At 63.1% G+C, this 4623-nt stretch carries 6 protein-coding genes; 3 read left to right on the top strand and 3 right to left on the bottom strand.

Annotation, left to right across the window (positions count from 1 at the left end; translation table 11 throughout):
- The coding region (locus tag SE91_RS30640) for a LuxR C-terminal-related transcriptional regulator (protein ID WP_245318628.1) at positions 1-114 on the top strand (114 nt) is incomplete at its 5' end.
- 49 nt (positions 115-163) lie between these two features.
- On the opposite strand, the gene SE91_RS30635 is transcribed toward SE91_RS30640, so the two are convergent.
- The 3 genes from SE91_RS30635 to SE91_RS30625 form a co-directional block, all read right to left on the bottom strand.
- Positions 164-412: a hypothetical protein gene (locus SE91_RS30635; protein WP_060734518.1), complete on the bottom strand. Its 249-nt coding sequence runs from the start codon at positions 410-412 to the stop codon at positions 164-166.
- Positions 413-566: 154 nt separating this feature from the next.
- On the bottom strand, positions 567-944 hold the full coding sequence (locus tag SE91_RS30630) for an Hpt domain-containing protein (protein WP_008567226.1): 378 nt from the start codon (positions 942-944) through the stop codon (positions 567-569).
- A gap of 150 nt (positions 945-1094) precedes the next feature.
- Positions 1095-1793: a Crp/Fnr family transcriptional regulator gene (locus tag SE91_RS30625; protein ID WP_236840812.1), complete on the bottom strand. Its 699-nt coding sequence runs from the start codon at positions 1791-1793 to the stop codon at positions 1095-1097.
- Positions 1794-2634: 841 nt separating this feature from the next.
- Here SE91_RS30625 and SE91_RS30620 point away from each other — a divergent pair.
- Both SE91_RS30620 and SE91_RS30615 read left to right on the top strand, forming a co-directional pair.
- Positions 2635-3057 carry a response regulator gene (locus tag SE91_RS30620; RefSeq protein ID WP_197489582.1) on the top strand — a complete coding sequence of 141 codons (423 nt, stop codon included), beginning with the start codon at positions 2635-2637 and terminating at the stop codon, positions 3055-3057.
- A gap of 410 nt (positions 3058-3467) precedes the next feature.
- Positions 3468-4623, top strand: a 1156-nt coding sequence (locus SE91_RS30615; protein ID WP_197489544.1) for a chemotaxis protein CheA, incomplete at its 3' end; no start/stop codon positions are given.

Raw genomic sequence — 4623 nt, 5'->3', positions numbered from 1 at the left:
ATGCAGATCAGTCCGCGCACGTTCGAAAGCCACCGCGCCGAGGCGATGCGCAAGCTCGGTGCGCGTAACACCGCGGATCTCGTCCGCGCGGCGCTGCTGCATTCGATCGACTGAGATTGATGATTGCATTGTGCCCGGGCGGCCCGGGCCAAAGTCGCTGGACTCAGAAATAGTCCTCGGCGAAGGGACGCGCGCGCGATGCGGGGCGCAGCGGCTTGGGCTCGTCCTTCGGCGCGTTCGGGATGATCGTGATGGTCCAGCGGGGAGGCATGCTCGATTCCTGCTCCAGCACCGAGCGCACGAAGCCAGTCACCGTCGACTCGCCAGACTTCACCGTCGCCATCCGGCCGTTGAACTGAGCGATGCGGAAGCGACGGACTTCCTTCTGGTCCGCAGTCTCATAGGTGAACATGAAAACCCTCCTGGTTTTCCGCGACTATCGCCACCTATGATTAGCCATCTGTGAATATCCCAAGCCGTAGAAGTACGGCGGGTATACCCGCGCGGGTGGTTGGAGCGCTTTCGAGGATGCCGGTTCGCGTGGCAAAAACGCGCCGAGCAAGTATCTATCCTTCCGGCTCCTGCGCGCGCGCCGCGGCGTAGGCGGCATCCATCTGGTCCAGGAGATCGCGGAGGTCGGCGTCGTGAAGCGTCTCCGCGGACTTCTCCAGCCGCAGCGCCAGCGCCGCCAGCCTGGCATAGCCGAACGTGCCGGCCGCGCTTTTCAGCGAATGTGCCTCGCGCGCGATCCTGGCGTGGTGCTGCTCGCGCGAAAGCGTGCGGAATAATTGCAGCCGCGCGCAGGTCTCGCTCCAGAACACGGCGCGCACCTCGCAGGCTCCGTCCTCGCCGATCTCGCGCACCAGCGCCGCGTAGGCGTTCGGGTCGCGCAGCGGGGTGCAATCGAGCACCTTCTGCGCCGGCGCGACGGTCACTTCAAACATGGCTAGCCTGCCCCGATCAAGGTTCGATGCCGCGCGGGCCGATATCGGTGCGAGGCAGGCCGTGTCTAAGTCATTCGAATTTCAGTTCCGCAAGCAGGACGGTTCGTGTTTGCGGGTGGGCGTTAGCCTCAGGTTTACCACGCCTGCGGCTCAGCGCTGGCCGAGCAGCCGCTCGTATTGCGCCTTCACGGTGGCGTAGCATTCGCACGCGGTCTGGCGCAGGCCGTCCAAATTCATGAGCTGGATGTGTCCGCGGCTGTAGTGGATGAAATTGGCCTGCTGCAAGGTGTTGGCGACCAGCGATACGCTGTTGCGCCGCGCCCCGATCATCTGGGCCATGGCCTCCTGGGTCAGCAGCAGGCGGGAGTCGCCCGACAGATCATGGGTGTGGAGCAGGCAGCGCGACAAGCGCGACTCGACCGGATGGGCGGCATTGCAGCCCGCGGTCTGCTGGACTTGAGCGTAGACCGCCAGGCCATGGCGCGTGAGCAAGGACCGCAAGCTGCTGCTCTGCTCGGCCGCATCGCGCAGCCGGTCGAGATCCATCACTGAGGCTGAGCCGGGAACCAGCACGACGGCCGTGTTCAGCGCGCAGGCGTCGCCCATGGTCGAGAGCGTCCCGAGCAGGCTGTCTCGGCCGATCATCGCGACCTGCACATGCTCGCCCTTGGCGAGCTTCACCACCAGTGAGATGACGCCGCGGTGGAGAAAATAGGCACGTTTGAGCGTCTCGCCGGCCTCGACCAGCACCGCGTCGTGGGGCAGATCGACCGTGCGCAGATACGGGCGGATCAGGTCATAGTCGTCTGCCGACAGCGCAGAGAGGAAACCGTTGGCTGGACGCACCATCGTTTCCAAGACTGTCTCCCCGTCTTTTGCACCAGCGGGTCGCGGCAAGTGAAATCGCTCCCTGCGCGGGTAAGTTCCATCATGTTCACGCCGGGATATATTGGCAATTGGGACAATATGTCCGGGTGTGGCGTGTCGCATGATCACCATCCCACGAAACTGTGTGCATGTCGGCGTGAAGTCCGGCTGTCCCAATGCTTCTTGTCAGCCATGACGCCGTCATGGTCCAACACCGCGAGCCCGGCTATTTGCGGTGGACAAGTCGACAATGGTCGAAATCGATCCTTCCCACGGAAGCACTTCATTACGGCAGCCGCCTCCCCCAAGACAGCTTCCCTGACCATTCCGGGAGGCTCCAGGCAGTGCGGAGCGGATCGAAATCCTGCGGCGTCGAGCACTGGCGGCAATTGATTGGGCGGATGGCCGCTGACGGTCAATCAGATCATTCCGGCGCTTTTGCTCGTCCCCGTCGCGTTCGTCATTAAGTTGCGCGACAATGAACTACATTGTAAAGGTTGTGGCGCTGCCCGTATAACCGTAGTGGAGGGCGTGCAGGAATAAGCGGCAAGGGCCTTCATGAGCCGGAAGCATTGCATCCATGCTCCGATCGGACGCGGCCGATCTGCGCCTTCTTGTGCATTGGACAAGTGACGACAGCCATCGAACCTTGCTCCCGAGCATGGCGTCGCATGGCCGCGGCGCTTGCGTCCATCGACTTCGTTTCTCCGGCGCCACCAACGATATTGGCGACCATACGTTTCGATCGAAAGCAGAGGAGAAGGGCGTGCCCTACGGCTCGATGATTGAATTGTCGAAACGGGAAGCTCAAGCGGGAAGGGAATTGCGCCATATCCTCGTTGCCGACGACGACCCGATGGTGTGCATGGCCATCGAGATCTATCTCCAGCGCAACAATTTTCGGATGACGATCGCCGAGGGAGGTGAAGCCGGATTGCGGGCTCTCGAACATCAACAGTTCGACCTGATGATCGTCGATATCTTCATGCCGGACATGCGCGGCTTCGAATCGATCCGGATCTTCCACGACCGGGCGCCCGCCATTCCGCTGATCGCGATGTCCAATTACGCATTCGCGAAGCTGAATTTGCCCGCACCTGATTTCCTCAGGATGGCGCTGGAGATCGGTGCCGCGCGCTGCCTGCGCAAGCCCTTCACGCCGCATGCACTGCTCGCCGCCATCAACGATTGCCTGGCGGAGTATCGCCCCGATGCCTGGATGAGCTTGCCCCCACGGCTAAGTTAGCGCGGCGCGGACCACGGGTAACCGTTCGTTTACCGAAAGCACGAACTTTCTCGAACTCGGCCCCGCACGAAATGAAAGTCGCGGTCTCGTTCGCGATTGCGGCCGTCTCTGGTCGGCTTCGCGTAGGCCGTGCCTATCGTCCTTCACATGCAGGACTTTCTCGCGCGCGCCGTCGCGTTCTCATCGGTGCGTTCGCCTCACGCCTCCCCGCATCGCGTCGAGGCGCCGGTCTTGCCGAAAAGCGCCATTGCATGCAGCCGAATGGCAAACTTCTCTTCAATGTCCGTATTAGCACGGAGGCTGAAATTAACGAGACTGTGAAAGGGGATGTCTAACGATCCAGGATGAGGGCTTCCGTCGATTCCAAGCGAGGCTCGGGCGTCGAAGTCGATTTCAGTAGGGCGTAGCTCATGGATGATCTGTTGCGGGAGTTTTTGACGGAGACCAGCGAGAGCCTGGACACCGTCGACAATCAGCTGGTGAAGTTCGAGCAGGAGCCGAACAACGCCAAGATCCTGGATAACATCTTCCGCCTCGTCCACACCATCAAGGGCACCTGCGGCTTCCTCGGCCTTCCCAGGCTTGAAGCGCTGGCGCATGCCGGCGAGACGTTGATGGGCAAATTCCGTGACGGCATGCCGGTGACCGGGCAGGCGGTGACGGTGATCCTGTCCTCGATCGACCGCATCAAGGAGATCCTTGCTGGCCTGGAGGCGACCGAAGCCGAGCCCGAAGGCAACGACCGCGATCTCATCGACAAGCTGGAAGCGATGGTCGAGCAGGGCATGGCCGCGATGGCGGTAGGTAGCGCCGCTGCTCCCGTTGCCGAAGCCCCGCCGCTCGTGCCGGAAGCCCCGGCTGCCGCGCCCGCCAAGGAGATGACCACGGGCACGCTGATCGACCAGACGCTGGAGCGGCCCTTGCGTCCGGGCGAAGTCTCGCTCGACGAGCTCGAGCGCGCTTTCCGCGAGACCGCGATCGAAGCGCCGGCCCCGGCCGCCGTTGCCAAGGCCGAAGTCAAGGCCGAGCCCGCGCCGGCCGCTGAGGCCCCCGCCGCCAAGGACGCCGCAAAGCCTGCCAAGGAGAAGGCCGCGGCGAAGAAGTCGATGGCCGACGAGATTGCCGGCGAAGGCGACCGCATCGCCAACCAGTCGATCCGCGTCAACGTGGACACGCTGGAGCACCTGATGACCATGGTCTCCGAGCTGGTGCTGACCCGCAACCAGCTTTTGGAGATCTCCCGCCGCAACGAGGACACCGAGTTCAAGGTGCCGCTGCAGCGCCTGTCCAACGTCACCGCCGAGCTGCAGGAAGGCGTCATGAAGACGCGCATGCAGCCGATCGGCAATGCCTGGCAGAAGCTGCCCCGCATCGTCCGGGATCTGTCGAGCGAACTCGGCAAGCAGATCGAATTGGAGATGCACGGCGCCGACACCGAGCTCGACCGCCAGGTGCTCGACCTGATCAAGGACCCGCTCACCCACATGGTGCGCAACTCCGCCGATCATGGCCTGGAGACCCCGGCCGAGCGTCTCGCCAGCGGCAAGGGCGAGCAGGGCACCATTC

This window comes from Bradyrhizobium sp. DOA1, from assembly GCF_001593325.1.
Taxonomy (GTDB): Bacteria; Pseudomonadota; Alphaproteobacteria; order Rhizobiales; family Xanthobacteraceae; genus Bradyrhizobium.
This window is presented reverse-complemented; position numbering and strand designations above follow the sequence as displayed.

What these genes read in the sequence shown, in the direction of transcription:
- SE91_RS30635 (WP_060734518.1), bottom strand. Translation starts at nt 412, where the DNA reads ATGTTCACCTATGAGACTGCGGACCAGAAGGAAGTCCGTCGCTTCCGC.
- SE91_RS30630 (WP_008567226.1), bottom strand. Translation starts at nt 944, where the DNA reads ATGTTTGAAGTGACCGTCGCGCCGGCGCAGAAGGTGCTCGATTGCACC.
- SE91_RS30625 (WP_236840812.1), bottom strand. Translation starts at nt 1,793, where the DNA reads ATGGTGCGTCCAGCCAACGGTTTCCTCTCTGCGCTGTCGGCAGACGAC.